At 61.7% G+C, this 14,151-nt stretch carries 13 protein-coding genes; 8 read left to right on the top strand and 5 right to left on the bottom strand.

Going from position 1 to position 14,151, the window contains the following annotated elements; all coding sequences use genetic code 11:
- Positions 1-12: 12 nt before the first annotated feature.
- Entirely contained in the window at positions 13-897 is an 885-nt protein-coding gene (locus AWB74_RS05830) for an EAL domain-containing protein (protein WP_061145815.1), read from the bottom strand.
- Positions 898-1,216: 319 nt separating this feature from the next.
- Positions 1,217-2,338, bottom strand: coding sequence for an ABC transporter ATP-binding protein (locus AWB74_RS05825; RefSeq protein ID WP_061145814.1), 1,122 nt, complete (start codon positions 2,336-2,338; stop codon positions 1,217-1,219).
- Positions 2,339-2,512: 174 nt separating this feature from the next.
- Between AWB74_RS05825 and AWB74_RS05820 the strand changes: the two genes are divergently transcribed.
- Genes AWB74_RS05820 through AWB74_RS05790 form a run of 7 tightly spaced genes read left to right on the top strand, consistent with a single transcriptional unit; the run spans position 2,513 to position 9,653 of the window.
- The gene (locus tag AWB74_RS05820) at positions 2,513-3,883 is read left to right on the top strand and encodes an ABC transporter substrate-binding protein (protein ID WP_061145916.1); all 1,371 of its coding nucleotides are present in this window, start codon (positions 2,513-2,515) and stop codon (positions 3,881-3,883) included.
- 34 nt (positions 3,884-3,917) lie between these two features.
- Entirely contained in the window at positions 3,918-4,847 is a 930-nt protein-coding gene (locus AWB74_RS05815; RefSeq protein ID WP_235024491.1) for a carbohydrate ABC transporter permease, read from the top strand.
- Between the two features lie 11 nt (positions 4,848-4,858).
- A complete protein-coding gene (locus tag AWB74_RS05810) occupies positions 4,859-5,710 on the top strand; it encodes a carbohydrate ABC transporter permease (protein WP_061145915.1) in 852 nt (283 codons plus the stop codon).
- 32 nt (positions 5,711-5,742) lie between these two features.
- Positions 5,743-6,723 (top strand): sugar-binding transcriptional regulator, encoded by a 981-nt coding sequence (locus tag AWB74_RS05805; RefSeq protein WP_061145812.1) that lies wholly within the window; start codon positions 5,743-5,745, stop codon positions 6,721-6,723.
- A 7-nt stretch (positions 6,724-6,730) separates the two neighbouring features.
- Complete coding sequence (locus AWB74_RS05800) at positions 6,731-7,477, top strand: SDR family oxidoreductase (protein ID WP_061145914.1); 747 nt, start codon at positions 6,731-6,733, stop codon at positions 7,475-7,477.
- 31 nt (positions 7,478-7,508) lie between these two features.
- A complete protein-coding gene (locus AWB74_RS05795) occupies positions 7,509-8,546 on the top strand; it encodes an NAD(P)-dependent alcohol dehydrogenase (RefSeq protein WP_061145811.1) in 1,038 nt (345 codons plus the stop codon).
- 33 nt (positions 8,547-8,579) lie between these two features.
- Positions 8,580-9,653: an alcohol dehydrogenase catalytic domain-containing protein gene (locus AWB74_RS05790; RefSeq protein ID WP_200821927.1), complete on the top strand. Its 1,074-nt coding sequence runs from the start codon at positions 8,580-8,582 to the stop codon at positions 9,651-9,653.
- Between the two features lie 16 nt (positions 9,654-9,669).
- Here the strand turns inward: AWB74_RS05790 and AWB74_RS05785 are convergent, their stop codons facing one another.
- Genes AWB74_RS05785 through AWB74_RS05775 form a run of 3 tightly spaced genes read right to left on the bottom strand, consistent with a single transcriptional unit; the run spans position 9,670 to position 13,192 of the window.
- Complete coding sequence (locus tag AWB74_RS05785) at positions 9,670-10,749, bottom strand: ABC transporter substrate-binding protein (protein ID WP_061145809.1); 1,080 nt, start codon at positions 10,747-10,749, stop codon at positions 9,670-9,672.
- Between the two features lie 55 nt (positions 10,750-10,804).
- Positions 10,805-11,827 carry an aldo/keto reductase gene (locus tag AWB74_RS05780; protein ID WP_061145808.1) on the bottom strand — a complete coding sequence of 341 codons (1,023 nt, stop codon included), beginning with the start codon at positions 11,825-11,827 and terminating at the stop codon, positions 10,805-10,807.
- 21 nt (positions 11,828-11,848) lie between these two features.
- A complete protein-coding gene (locus AWB74_RS05775) occupies positions 11,849-13,192 on the bottom strand; it encodes a Rieske 2Fe-2S domain-containing protein (protein WP_061145807.1) in 1,344 nt (447 codons plus the stop codon).
- Between the two features lie 135 nt (positions 13,193-13,327).
- Between AWB74_RS05775 and AWB74_RS05770 the strand changes: the two genes are divergently transcribed.
- The gene (locus AWB74_RS05770) at positions 13,328-14,125 is read left to right on the top strand and encodes an IclR family transcriptional regulator (protein WP_061145806.1); all 798 of its coding nucleotides are present in this window, start codon (positions 13,328-13,330) and stop codon (positions 14,123-14,125) included.
- Positions 14,126-14,151 lie beyond the last annotated feature (26 nt).

Here is a 14,151-nt window from a genome sequence, read left to right as displayed (position 1 = left end):
CCTATCGATCCTTCATGCAGCATCGGCGAGCCGGATGCTGCGCGGTCCTTCGCGGCGCGCTGGTCTGCGTTGCGCTATCGCCGATGCAAGATGCGCGCCGGGCACGTTGTCGATGCCGAATGCAGGCCGCGCGAGAAAGAAGCCCTGGGCGAGCACGTGCGGCCATTGCGCGATCCACCGCGCCTGCGCGGCCGTCTCCACGCCTTCGATGACGATCGCCACCTCCAGGCGCGTCAGCAGCGTGAGCACCGACGAGAAAACCAGGCACGCGGTCGGGCAGCGCGGCGCGGCGGAAAGCAGTTCCTTCGCGATCTTCACAGTGCCGAAGTCGATCGGCCCGAGCGCGGCGAGACACGAGTAGCCGGTGCCGAAGTCGTCCATCGCGACGCTCACGCCTTTGCTCTTCAGGCGCCGCACGACCTTCGGCATGGACGGCATGCGCGCCAGGTCCTCGCTCTCCAGCAATTCGAGCTCGATGCACTCCGGCGTGACGCCATGCGCGCGGCAGATCGCGTCCATGCGCTCGGCGAAGCCTGGCAGCGCCGCCACGGATGGCGGGACGTTCACCGCAACAGAATAATGCGCGCCGCCGCGCGCGCGCCACGCCGCCATTTCCGACGCGACCGCGTCCAGCACGAACCATGTGAATTCGCGCATGATTTCGGCGTCCTTGAACGCATTGCTGAACGCGCCCGGCAACATGACGCCATGTTCCGGATGACGCCAGCGAATGAGCGCTTCCATCTGCGCGAGCTCGCCGCTTCCGACTCGGTAGATTCCCTGATAGGCGATGCAGAATTCTCCGGCCTTGAGGCCTTCGAGCACGCGATGCCTGAATGCATGATTCGAGTTCGGCGCGGCCTTCGCGATGTGCGAGCCGTGTGTCGTTCTTTTCATGCTCTGACCATCCCTCCCAGTGGATCGTGCAAGCGGTCGCACATCTCGTGCCAGAGGCGACGCGGACCGGCGCATCGGCATAAGAAACGGCTATGGAGGGGGAAAGAGAACGTTTGCGCCGTCACGATTGTGCGGCGGGAGCACTCGTGTTGCCTGATCGTTGCGCGATGCGTCGTGAGTTATGTGGGGTGGCACACACAAGCCAATGCGTGCATCAGCCGGCCGTTTTGCAGTTTTGGCCGATGCTTTCTGGAACTTTTGTAATCCCGACTCGTGCGGCGTATGCGGCTTGGGATAACAAGTACGACCGCTACGTGATTCAGACGGTCGCGGTTTCGGCGACGGGCCGCATGCGTTCGAGCGCGCTGCCGTCCTCGCGGAACAGATGCACGTGACGGATGCTGAAGCCCGCGTTGAGGCGCTGGCCTTCGACCGCCGTCGATTCGCCCGACCCCTTCACCTGAATCACGAGCTCATTCGGCAGACGCACATGCAATAGCGTTTCGCCGCCGAGATGCTCGATCACCATGACTTCGCCGGTGAGACCACTGTCGATATCGCCGCCGCACGCCTCGACGAAATGCTCGGGCCGGATGCCGAGCGTGAGCATCTCCCCCGCTTTCACCGACGATGCCGCGAACGGCAGCGTGAGCGAGTCGCCGCCGGGCAGCTCGATGGTGACGCCCGCGGCATCGACGCGCATCACGCGCACATCCATGAAGTTCATCTTCGGCGAGCCGATGAAGCCCGCAACGAAACGATTGTGCGGCGTGCGATACAGCTCGAGCGGCGAGCCGATCTGCTCGACACGCCCATGATTCAGCACGACGATGCGGTCGGCCATCGTCATCGCTTCGGTCTGGTCGTGCGTGACGTAGATCATCGTCGCGTTGAGTTGCTTGTGCAGCTTGATGAGCTCGAGACGCATCTGCACGCGCAATGCGGCATCGAGATTGGAGAGCGGCTCGTCGAAGAGAAAGACCTTCGGCTCGCGCACGATCGAACGGCCTATTGCGACGCGCTGACGTTGCCCGCCGGAGAGCGCACGCGGTCGCCGTTCGAGCAACTGACCGATCTGCAATATCTCCGCCGCGCGATGCACGCGCTCCTTGATCTGCGCCTCCGGCAGCTTCAGCATGCGCAGCCCGAACGCGATGTTCTCGTACACCGACATGTGCGGATAGAGCGCATACGACTGAAACACCATTGCGACGCCGCGTTGCGACGGCTCGAGATCGGTGACGTCTTCGCCGCCGATCAGCACTTGGCCCGAGTCACTTTCTTCGAGTCCGGCGATGGTGCGCAGCAAGGTAGATTTTCCGCATCCCGAAGGACCGACGAACACCATGAACTCGCGATCGGTCACTTCGATGTCGACGCCCTTCAGCACATCGACGCCTGCAAAGGCCTTGCGGATCTGCTGCAAGTGAACTGCGCTCATTACGTTGTCTCCTTGTGCTGCTGCGCAGCATCGGATGCATCCGTCGAATTTGTTCTTGACAACCTGTTCGCGCCAAAATATACAATTGTAAAACCGAAATTACAAGTGAAACGAGGCAAGGCGCAGGACGAATCCGCAAGTCACACCCGCTCGAAAAAAACCAAGGAGACAGGCATGAAGAAGCGCTTCATCCCGGCCCGGCAACTCGGCCCGATCAAACACGTCGCGGCAGTCGCGCTATTGGCGGCAAGCGCGGCGTTCGCCGCATCGAACGCGCAGGCCTGGACTCTGAAGGAAGCGGCGCAGCCGTATTCGGGCACCACGATCAAGGCCGTGTTTCTCGATCGTCCCGGCTACAAGGCTGCGCAGCAACTCATTCCGCAGTTCGAGAAAGAGACGGGCATCAAGGTGCGCTGGGAAGTGATTCCGTACGAGAACACGCGCGAGAAGGAAGTGCTGAACTTCGTCGGTGGCGGCGATCAGGACATCGTGCTCGTCGATGTCGTGTGGATCGGTGAATTCGCGAGCAACAAGTGGCTCGTGCCGATCAAGAAGTTCACCGACGATCCCAAGCTCGCGGACCCGAATCTCAATCTGAAGGGCTTTTTCCCGATTCTGCTCGATTCGTTCGGGACATGGGACAAGGTTACCTATGGCCTGCCGTTCGATAACTACTCGGGCCTCATGTTCTACAACAAGTGCATGTTGAAGGACGCGGGCTTCGACGAGCCGCCGAAAACCTGGGACGACCTGCTCAACACCTACGCGCCGAAGCTCACGAAGGGCGACAAGTTCGCGTTTGCGCTGCAATCGCGGCGCGGCGAAACGCAATCGGCGGATAGCTTCATGCGCGTGCTATGGCCCAACGGCGGCTCGCTGCTCGATGCGAAGTTCAAGTCGAACCTGATGTCGCCGCAGTCGCAGGCAGGCCTCGAATACCGGCAGAAGCTGATGAAGTACATGCCGCCGGGCATCGTCGATTTCGACCATGCGGAAGCGGTGAATGCGCTCGCGCAGGGCCAGGTCGCGATGATCACCGAATGGTCCGCGTTCTATCCGACGCTCACCGATCCGAGCAAATCGAAGCTCGGCAACTGTCTCGCGATCACCACTGAACCGAAGGGCCCCGCAGGTCTGAAGCCCGCGCTCGGCGGCTTCTCGCTTGCGGTGAATGCGAAGTCGAACGCAAAGAAGCAGGCTGCATCGTGGCTCTTCATTCAATGGATCACATCCGAAGCAATGGCGAAGCCGTACCTCGAAGCGGGCGGCGTGCCGGCGCGCACGGCGGTGTACCAGGACAAGGCCGTGCAGGACAAGTATCCGTTCGTGAAGCCGATGGTCGAATCGTGGCAGGGCGGCGTGCCGGATTATCGTCCGCGCTTCCCGGAATGGCCGGCGGTGTCGGAAGTCATCGGCGAATGGGGCAGCAAGATGATGCTCGGCCAGGTGACGGTGAAGGAGGGCGCGCAGACCATCGGTCAGAAGACCGAGGACATCCTGAAGAAAGCGGGCTATTACGACGGCAAGAAGCCTTTGCTGAAATAACACGTCCGTCATAAAGGAAACAGGAGGCGATCGAATGGCATCACCCGCAATGCACGCGCGAGGACCGCGCAAGCCCGCGCGCTACTTCGGCATCCTGCCGCGTTCGCCCGCCTTCTGGTTCCTGATTCCGGCGATCGCGGCGCTCGCGATCATCGGCATCTATCCGTTGCTGCTCGCGCTCTATAACTCGTTTCATCAATACAAGCTCGCGGATCTGGGCTCGGGCACGCCGTTCATTGGCGTCGACAACTACATCGCGACGCTCACCGATCCGACCTTCTGGGAAGCGCTCGGACGCACCGCGCTGTTCCTGTGCCTCACGTTGCCGATCGAAGTGGCGCTCGGCCTCTTTGCCGCGCTGCTGCTTCATCGGACGGAATTGCCGTGGATGCGTGCAGCGGCGCGCGTGAGTCTCGTCATTCCAATGGCGACGACCTACGCGGTCGTGGGTCTCATCGGTCGTCTGATTTTCAACCGGCAGTTCGGCGTGGCCAACTATCTGACGGGCTTGCTTGGCATTCCGCCGCAAGACTGGCTCGCAGACCCGACGCTCGCGTTCGTGTCCGTGATGATCATGGATATCTGGCAGTGGACGCCGTTTTGCGCGCTGATTCTGCTCGCGGGACTTTCGATGGTGCCGAAGGAAGCCGAGGAAGCCGCGCGCCTCGAAACGCCCAAGTGGAGCATGATCCTCTGGCACTTGCAGCGGCCTTATCTGTTGCCCGGCCTCACTGCGATCCTCATCTTGCGTTCCGCCGACATGCTCAAGATGTTCGACGCCGTGTTCACGATGACGCGCGGCGGCCCCGGCGCAGCGACGGAATTCATCAGCGTCTATATCCAGCGCGTGGGCTTCCGTCTCTTCGATCAGGGCATGGCGTCCGCGCAGGCGATCATCCTGCTCATCCTGACGATCGTGCTGTCGCGTCTATATATCCGCTTCGTCTATCGGGAGGCCGCGTGAGTTCGACCAACATGCAGATCACGCAGCGTGCAAAGCGCGCGCGCGCCGCAAGAAAACGCGTCACCGTATGGCATTTTCTCGGTCTCGTCGTTGTGTTCATGTCGTCGGTGTTTCCGTTCTACTGGATGGTTACGACGAGCCTCAAGAGCCAGGCCGATGCGCTCGCGTATCCGCCGAAGTGGCTCTTCTCGCCGACGTTTCATCACTACTCGGCAGCGCTCTTCGAGCATGACGTAGCGGGCAGCCTGCTGAACTCGCTCATCATCGCGAGCAGTACGACGGTGCTCGCGATCCTGCTCGGCGCGCCCGCCGCATATGCGCTTGCTCGCTATGAATTCCGCGGCAAGGAAGACCTGTGGTTCTGGTTCATCTCGAACCGCATGGTGAGCCCCGTCGTGCTCGCGGTGCCGTTCTTCCTGATCGCGACGAAGCTCGATCTCGTCGATACGCATATCGTGCTGATCCTGCTGTACCTGACTTTCTCGCTGCCCATCGTCGTGTGGATCTGCACGGACCAGTTCCGCAATATTCCCGTCGAGCTGGACGAGGCCGCGCGTCTCGATGGCGCATCGCCGTGGCGCGTGTTCTGGCGCATCAATCTGCCGCTCGCGATGCCGGGCATCGTCGTGTCGGCGATCTTCGCGTTCATCTTCTCGTGGAACGATCTGCTCTACGCGCTCGTGCTGACGCGCAGCGACGCGATCACATCGCCGGTCGCCGCGACGAGCTACATGAGTGGCTATGAATTGCCGTGGGGCGAAATCATGGCGACGGGCACGCTGATCGTGCTGCCGATGGTCGTGTTCGCGCTGGCTGTTTCGGGCCGGCTGGTGCAAGGCCTCACGATGGGTGCAGTGAAATAAAATCGCCGCTTTTGACTGAACACCGGGACACCATGAGCAAGAGCGCACCGCCCATCGCCATCGCCGAAGCGGACGATTCCATCGACTCGGAGGAAGAACTGCAGGCGCGCGTCGCGTGGCATTACTACGTCGGCAATCTGACGCAGCAGGAGATCGCGCAGCGTATCGGCAGCAACCGCGTGCGCGTGAATCGCCTGCTTGCCGCGAGCCGCGAGTCCGGGCTCGTACAGATCACGATCAACAGCAAGATCGCGCCGTGCGTTGCGCTGGAAGAAGCGCTCGCGAAGCGCTTCGGGCTCGAATGCGCGGTCGTCGTGCCGAGCGGCGCGAACAACGAAGCAAACAACGCGGCGCTTGGCATAGGCGCGGCGACCTACTTCGCGAAGCAGATCGTCGCGGGACAAACCATCGGCCTCGGCTGGGGCCGCACGATCCGCGCCGTGCTACGCGCGATGCCGCAGCGCACGTACGGACCGGTGTCGGCGGTATCGCTGCAAGGGGGGTTGTCGCATTGCCCGAGCATCAATACGTTCGATATCGTGTCCGACTTCGCGAACATCTGCCGCGCCGATGGTTATCTCTTTGCAGCACCCATCTACGTGAGCAGCCAGAAGGCGCGCGACGTTATCCTTCAGGAGGAGACCGTGCGCGAAACTTACGAGCTTGCACGCAATGCCGATCTCGCGTTGCTCACCTGCGGCGATCTCACGGAATCGCTCGTCGTGACTTACGGCATCGACAATCCCGAGCAGTTGCGCACGCTCGAAAAGGCAGGCGCGGTCGGCGACATGCTCGGTCATTTCATGGATGAAGACGGCGAACTGATCGATCATCCGCTGAATCGCCGCACGGTGGCGATCGCGCTGGAAGACCTGCGCAAGATCAGGCGCGTGGTTCTCGTGAGCGGCGGCAAGAAGAAGTTTCATGTGACGCGCGCGGCGTTGCGCGGGCGCTATCCGTCGGTGCTCGTGACCGATGAAGACACCGCGCGGCGTCTGTGCGATCAGCCTTGATAACATCATGACGATCATCGACAGAAATCGCGAATTCGCGGGCAAGACCGTGCTCGTCACGGGCGCGGGCAAGGGCATCGGCCATGCGACGGTGCATCTGCTGATCGAGCGCGGCGCGCGCGTGATCGCGTTGAGCCGCAGCGCCGCCGATCTCGATGCGTTGAAAGCAGAGACGGGCTGCGAAACCATCGCCGTCGATCTCGCCGATGCGAACGCCGCGCGTGACGCTGCGCGTTCGATCCAACCGGTCGATATGCTCGTGAACAACGCGGGCATCGCCGTGCTCGAGCCTTTTCTCGAGACGACCGTCGAAGCATTCGACCTGACGATGAATGTGAACCTGCGCGCCGCGATGATTGTCGCGCAGGAGTGCGCGAAAAGCATGATCGCGCGTGGCGCGGGCGGGTCGATCGTCAATGTGTCGAGCCTGTCGGCGAACGTGGGCTTTGCTTTGCACGCGGCGTATTGCGCGTCGAAGGGCGGACTCGATGCGATGACGCGCGTAATGGCCAATGAACTCGGGCCGCACGGCATTCGCGTGAACGCCGTGCTCCCGACCGTCACGATGACGCCGATGGGCGAGCGCGCCTGGAGCGATCCCGTCAAATCTGCACCGATGCTCGCGCGCATTCCGATGAACCGCTTCGTCGAGCCGGTGGAAGTGGCCCGCACGATCGCCTATCTGCTCGGCGAGGATTCGAGCATGGTGAGCGGCGTCAGCCTGCTGGTCGATGGCGGATTCCAGTCCTGCTGAACCCACACATTTCTCTATCAAAGGAACGACGATGGAAGCACTGGTTCTCGAGGAAGCGAAACGCATCAGCTTGCGTCCGTTCAGCTTGCCGCAGGTCGTCGGCGCGCGTGACGTACGCATCAAGATTCATACGGTGGGCATTTGCGGCAGCGACATTCACTACTATCAGCACGGCCGCATCGGGCCATTCGTCGTCAACGAGCCGATGGTGCTGGGGCATGAAGCGTCGGGCACGGTCGTCGAAGTGGGCGAGGACGTGAAGCATCTGAAGACGGGCGACCGCGTCTGCATGGAGCCGGGTGTGCCGGACATGGAATCGCGTGCATCGCGCGAGGGCCTGTATAACCTCGATCCCAAAGTGCGCTTCTGGGCGACGCCGCCCGTGCATGGCTGTCTCGCGCCTTATGTCGTGCATCCGGCGGCGTTCACGTACAAGCTGCCCGATAACGTGAGCTTCGCGGAAGGCGCGATCGTCGAGCCGTTGTCGATCGGCTTGCAGGCCGCGAAGAAAGCCGCGATCAAGCCGGGCGATGTGGCGGTCATTCTAGGCGCGGGCACCATCGGCATGATGTGCGCGCTTGCCGCGCTCGCGGGCGGATGCAGCCGCGCGATCGTCTGCGATCTCGTGCCGGAAAAGCTCGAACTCATCGGCGGCGTGCAGGGCGTAACGGCCGTGAATATTCGAGAACGGCGCGTGCTCGATGTCGTGCATGAACTGACCGACGGCTGGGGCGCGAACATCGTGTTCGAAGCGAGCGGCAACGAAAAAGCGTTCGAGGGCATAGTCGATTTGCTGTGTCCGGGAGGCTGTCTCGTGCTCGTCGGCATGCCGCAGCATGCGATTCCGCTCGATGTCGTCGCGGTGCAGATCAAGGAAGCGCGTATCGAATCCGTGTTCCGTTATGCGAACATCTTTCCGCGCGCGATTCAACTGATTGCATCGGGCAAGCTGGATGTGAAGCCGTTCATCTCGCGCACGTTCCCGTTCGCGGAAGGCATCAAGGCTTTCGAGGAAGCGGCGAGCGGCGTGCCAACCGACGTGAAGGTGCAGATCGTACTGGAAGAGTGAAGCGTCATTCATATAACGACACGGAGACACGTCATGGCCGATGAACAAATGACGGCGATCGTATGCCGCGCGCCGAAAGATTATCGTGTGGAGCGCGTGCAGCGTCCGCGTGCCGCGCGCAACGAAGTCGTGATTCGCATCGCCGCGTGCGGCATCTGCGCGAGCGACTGCAAATGCTGGTCGGGCGCAAAGATGTTCTGGGGCGGGCCGAATCCTTGGGTGAAAGCGCCGGTGATTCCGGGCCATGAATTCTTCGGTTATGTGGAAGAGCTAGGCGAGGGCGCCGAAGAACATTTCGGCGTGAAGAAGGGCGATCGGGTCATCGCCGAACAAATCGTGCCGTGCGCGAAATGCCGCTATTGCAAGTCGGGCGAATACTGGATGTGCGAGGTCCATAACATTTTCGGTTTTCAGCGCGAAGTGGCCGATGGCGGCATGGCCGAATACATGCGCTTTCCGCCGACTGCGATCGTCCACAAGATTCCCGACGGCATCTCGCTGGAAGATGCGGCGATCATCGAGCCGCTTGCGTGCGCGATTCATACGGTGAATCGCGGCGATATTCAATTGAGCGATGTCGTCGTGATCGCGGGTGCGGGACCACTCGGCCTGATGATGGCGCAGGTCGCGCATTTGAAGACGCCGAAGAAGCTCGTCGTGATCGATCTCGTCGATGAACGTCTCGCGTTGGCGCGCGAATATGGCGCGGATATCACGATCAACCCGAAGACCGACGACGCACTGGAAACGATCCGCTCGATCACGGATCGCTACGGCTGCGACGTGTATATCGAAACGACGGGCGTGCCGGCGGGCGTGTCGCAAGGGCTCGAATTGATCCGCAAGCTCGGCCGTTTCGTCGAGTTCTCGGTATTCGGCGCCGATACGACCGTCGACTGGTCGATCATCGGCGACCGCAAGGAACTCGATGTGCGCGGCGCGCATCTCGGACCGTATTGCTATCCAATCGCAATCGATCTGCTCGCGCGCGGCCTCGTTACGTCGAAAGGCATCGTCACGCACGGCTTCACGCTCGATGAATGGGACCAGGCTATCGCGATCGCGAATTCACTCGACTCGATCAAGGTGCTGCTGAAGCCGAAATGAGCGCAGATGTATCCGCTCACGTTCCCGACGAATGCAGGAAGATCTGGTTGAACGTCTTGTTCCACTGACTGCGTTCCCGCATCGTCATGGCCGGATCGACGAGCGCGACATTGACGCCCTGCATCGGCGATGCAACGTTGCGATTCGTCGGCACATAGTCGCGCGAAACGAGGATGCGCTGTGCATCGACGGATAGCAGATAGTCGTAGAGCAGCAGCGCGGCGGCCGGATGCGGCGCATGCGTGAGCAGCGCGACACCGTTCGCGCGCGCCGCCGCCGGCTGCAACACGAACCAGTCGATGGGCGCGCCGCGGCGCTTCGCCTGTGCGGGCATGTAGTTATAGACTTCGAGCGCGAGCGGCACTTCTCCCGCGACCACGAGATTGTTCAGAAGCGAATTGCCCGTGCGCGCGGCGACGCCATTCGTATCGACGAGCGTGCGAAAGAATTCGATGCCCTTGTCGCGGCCCATTTGCGTCGCGACCGTCGCAAACCAGTCGCTGCTTTTTGCTTCGATGCCGAGCTTGCCTTTCCAATGCGAAGCAAGCAGGTCGTCATAACTTTTCGGCAGATCGGCGGGTTTGATCAGATGCGTGTTATACGCCTGAACCCAGACCGATAACATCGTCGATGCCCATTGCCGATGCGCGGGCACCACGTTCGGCGCGAGTTCCGCGAGCACGGGCGATGAAACCGGTGCGAGTAGCTTTTCGCGCCGCAGTGCATCGAGATACGACGAGCCCGTGTGAACCGCATCGACGATATAGCGATGCCCCTGCGATTCCGCGACGATACGCTGAACCACTTGCTCGTCGCCCGCGCGCCACACGTTGACCTTGATGCCGTAGCGCGCTTCGAACGGATCGATGAGCGGCGCGACGTCCGGTTGCGCGATCGACGTATAGAAGTTCAGCTCGCCTTCTTCCTTCGCTGCGGCGAGGATTTTCGCGGCGCGGTCCTGGCCTTCATAGGATGCGAGCGCGAGGTTCGGCCGCGGCTGCGATTCCTTCGCGCTCGCCGCGAGCGGCAGGCCCGCGGCGCCGAGCGCGAGCGTCGCGCCGGCAAGACGCATCACGTCTCTTCTCGTCATTGTCATGGGGACGCTGATCTCCTTTACGTCGGGATACTTGCATGCGCGCTTGCAATTGCCATCATGACTCCGCTTCGGCGAAATTGCTCTGCCATACGCGTTCGAGACGCGCGTTGAGATCGTCGGCGAACGGGCCCATGCCGGACACTGCGCACAGCTCTTTCAGTTGTTCCATCGAAGAGAATCCGCCGAGTGCGGTCGTCACGCCGGGATGCGCGAGCACGAAGCGGAACGCGGCTTGTGCGAGCGTTATGCCGGATTCGCGTGCGAGAAAACTGACTCGCGCGGCCCGCTCGCGCATGTTCCTGGCATCGGAAGCGTTGCCGGAAACATCTCGCGCAAGCGGATGATGCGCTTCGCCCGCGATACTTTGATCCGACAGAAAGCCGCGCGCCAGCACGCTGTAGATCGCGGCGCCCGCGCAGGCTTCGCGCGCATCGTCGAGCACGGCGCCGCCGTCTTTATCGACGGCAAGGTTGGCCGGCAATACCATGCCCGCGCTCGGATTGAGCAGCGTGTAGGGCACATTGAGCACGCTGAACATGCCGGTTGCGAGCAGCTCGCGCACATACGGCGCATCGTTGCCGCGACAGACGAAGCCGACATGTTTCACCTTGCCCGCATCGACGAGACGCGTCAGACCTTCGAGCGCGCCGCGTGGTCCGAGAAAATGCTGCACGCCCAGCGTGTGATAGTCGCGGTCCACGGGCGCGCGCGTTCCTGCCACGGGCGCATTGTGAATCTGCAATACGTCGAGATGATCGACGCCCAGTTCTTCCAGGGTCGATTCCGCGGAACGCACGACATGCCCCGCGATATCGTCGAGATTCTCGGCGCGTATCTCGACCTTCGAGTTGATGAGCGGCCGTGCCTTCAAGGTACGCAGCACGCGGCCCAGATTCGCTTCGGCGCCGATATAGTCGGGCGCGACATCGAAGTAATTGATGCCTGCTTCGAGCGCAGCCTCGACGATGCGCAACTGCTCGTCGAAGCTGCCGCGCACCATCAAGCCTGCATTGCCGCCGCAGCCAAAGCCGATCTCGGACACTTTCAAATCCGTTTGGCCGATGCCTCTGTATTTCATCGCGAGCCTCTTCGCACGTGATCAGGTCGCGCTCGCGCTGGCTTCGCGCGCGGCGATCTCCGCTTCCTCGATGCGGCGATGCAAGTCCTTCACGTCTTCGATGATCGGGCCATACCGGTCAGCATCGTCATTGAAGAAGCCGCGATGATAAAGCTTGCGAAAGTTATGCTTGAGCAGCGGCTTGCTGTAATCGGGCGCTTCGCCCGAACCGTAAATGATGTCCGGCGATTCGTCGCGCCAGAAGTTGATCGGCTCCAGCCCCTCTTCGACGCGGCGAATCTGCTCGTCGAGTTGCCTGCGCAGCAGCACGATGGGAATATCGGTGCGGCCGAGCAGTTCCTGCGAGCGATCGGTGATCGCGCCTTGTGCATCCCATACGAGCGCGTCCTGCGCGAGCACGTAGTCGAGAATGGGCTTGCCGTTCTCGTCGTGACGCGGCGGTTCGTACCACGGCACGCTGTCTTGCTTGGGCGCATCGACGCCCGGCGGCGCTGCGTAGACCTGATAGCAGATGTGATACGTGTGCTCATCGTCGATCGGCACGCGAATCTGATACTCGCTGCGCGGTGCGCCGGTCTTGCCCGTCTGCGTGAAGAACGGAAAGATCACGGTCGAATGCTCGCGCGTGTAGTCCTCTTCCGCGCCGAGGTCCTTCGAATAGCGCACGCCCTTCGAGATGCCGTGCTGGCTCGGGTTCGCATACAACTCCTTGATGCCGATGCCCGTCTTCAGCCGCGTATGCAAGGTATGCTCGGCACGCGCGGCGGCTTCTTCATAACGTCCCTGCTTTTCCAGCACGTATTGAAACATGTGCCCGTGAGCCCATGCGCTGTGCGTCGGATCGCCGGTGTTCTCGTGACATTGCAGCCAGTTGCAGTCGATCTTCATGATGGCGATCTGGCGAATCGCATTCGGCCATACGAAGAGATCCCAACGCGGCAGCGCCGGCGCGGGCAACGGCCCGAGATACGCGAACACGAGTCCACCAAGTTCCTGCACCGGATACGCCTTCAATTTCTGCTTGATCTCGCCGCGCGGCGTGGCTTCCATCGGCCGCTCGACGCATTTGCCGTCTTCGTTGAAGAGCCAGCCGTGATAGGGACAACGCAGACCGCAGTTGTCGGGGATGCCGAACTTCAGATCGACATTGCGATGCAGACAACGATCGCCGATCAAACCGAGCGTGCCGCTCTTGTCCTTATAGAGCACGAGATCTTCGCCGAGCACGCGCACCTTGTGCACCGGATTATCGTCTTCGAGTTGCGAATAGGGCGCAATCGGAATCCAGTAGCGCCGCATCAGTTCGCCGCCCGGCGTGCCCGGGCCGACGCGCGTGAGTCGTTCGTTCATCGCTGCACTCAGCATGTTCCGTCTCCGTGTTCAGGTGAGTGCAGATTAGGGTCCGTATAGCGTTCTGACAAGCGGCACAAATTCTGTTGGACAGAACCATCGTCGCGGGCTATAAATTCCGTCATGAATCAGCTTTGAGGAGACGAAACGATGCACCTCGATCACCCGATGCAGGCAGAGCAAGCGGACGCATCATTCTATGAAGCGATCGAAGCCGAAGACAAGCGTCCGCGTGTCGAAGCGGTCGAACGTTCGCTTGCAATTCTTCAATGCTTCCGTCTTCCTGGCGAAGCGCTATCGCTGGCGGTGCTCGCGCAGCGCTCGGGCTTCTACAAGAGCACGATCCTGCGGCTGTGCGCGTCGCTCGTGCATATGCGCTTTCTCGATCGCGATGCGAGCGGCCATTTCACATTGGGCCCTGAATTGCGGCGCCTCGGCGCGCTGAGCCAGGCCGATGTGAGTCTCGAAGATCTGGTCCGCCCAGCGCTGCAGAAGCTGTCGACGTTCACGCGCGAAACCGCGTCGTTCTATGTGCGTGATGGCGACGAGCGCATCTGTCTGTATCGCGTGAATTCGCCGCGTTCGGCGCGGCATCATCTCGACGAAGGCTCGCGGCATTCGCTGAAGGGCGGCGCGGCGGGCCGCGTGTTGTGGGCGTTCGATCCACAGTCGCGCGGTGAGGAATCGAGCATGCCGGTGCGCTCGCGGGGTTGGGTCGTGTCGAAGGGCGATCGCGATCCCGATCTCGCTGCGGTCGCGGTGCCGCTTCTGAACGAGCGCGGCGAGTTGCTTGGCGCATTGACGGTGTCGGGGCTGCTCACGCGCTTCACGACCGATCAGGTGAAAGTGTTCCGCAAGATGCTGCTCGATACGGCTGCCGCGCTCAAGCCGCGCCTGCCGATGAAGAGCGTGCTGACGAACGTTACGCGTCACGTCAAACAGGATTGATCTCGCGGCGCGACGACGCCGCACGT

The sequence above is a fragment of the Caballeronia arvi genome, from assembly GCF_001544695.2.
Lineage (GTDB): Bacteria > Pseudomonadota > Gammaproteobacteria > Burkholderiales > Burkholderiaceae > Caballeronia > Caballeronia arvi.
This window is presented reverse-complemented; position numbering and strand designations above follow the sequence as displayed.